Origin of the sequence: Flagellimonas halotolerans (assembly GCF_035818535.1) — a bacterium.
In the GTDB taxonomy this organism is placed as follows: Bacteria; Bacteroidota; Bacteroidia; order Flavobacteriales; family Flavobacteriaceae; genus Flagellimonas; species Flagellimonas halotolerans.
This window is the reverse complement of record NZ_JAYKYV010000038.1, coordinates 1-833: the sequence shown is the minus strand read 5'-3', so window position 1 is coordinate 833 and position 833 is coordinate 1. Positions and strand designations below refer to the sequence as shown.

Sequence of the window (833 nt, the reverse complement as noted above, 5' to 3'; positions counted from 1 at the left end):
TCCCCGATGCTCTCCAGGATCTGGTTTTTCTCCCGAAAGGCAGCCTCCAGTGCCCCTGCGGCCCTTTTCCTTTCGTCTATGTTTTTAAAATAGGCGGAAACACCGCCATTGGAAGGGTAGGTATTGATCTCGTACCAAGCCCCGTTGCCGGGGTAGCGGTATTCAAAGCTTTCCGCCCTGCCCTGCTTGGCGACCCTTCTGTACACGCTTTCCAGTTCGGTACCCAAGGCAGGGGAAAAAAGTTCCCAGATGTTTTGGCCCAATACCTCATCGCTTTTCTTACCAAGTAAATTTTCAGCTTCCTTGTTGAAGTAGGTGAAGTTCCAGTCCTTGTCCACGGCATGGAACGCATCCGATATACTGCCCAGTATTTCCTGGAGCTGCAATTGGGTGGTCTTCATCGTATGGATGTCCTGCATACTTCCATAGATCTTGGTACACGCCCCATTGACACGCTCACTTTTACCGATCAATCTTACCCATTTCTCTTTTCCAGAACTGGTTTTCAACAGTACCTCTTGGTCATATTCCGTGCCCTTTTCGATAAGTTCCTCGATCCCTTTTTCCACCATGGGCCTGCTTTCGGGGGTATAGAATTCAAGGCCACCGCTCAATGAAGCGTCATAGTTCTCATCCACCTCTATTATTTTTCGCACCATGGGCGACCAGTACATGGTATCGTTCCCGGGCTCCGAAAGCAGTTCCATTTCCCAGCTGCCTATTTTGGAGAGCTCCGAGGTCTCTTCCAAGAGATGGGTCAACTTGACCTCTTCGGTGATGTCGAAGATCATGGAATTGAAAAGAACGGTGCCATCTGCCAATTTGTAGGGCGT

At 49.7% G+C, this 833-nt stretch carries 1 protein-coding gene; it reads right to left on the bottom strand.

What is annotated here, in order from left to right; translation table 11 throughout:
* A partial coding sequence (locus VM932_RS16680) for a PAS domain-containing protein (protein WP_326280429.1) occupies positions 1-833 on the bottom strand: 833 nt, incomplete at both ends.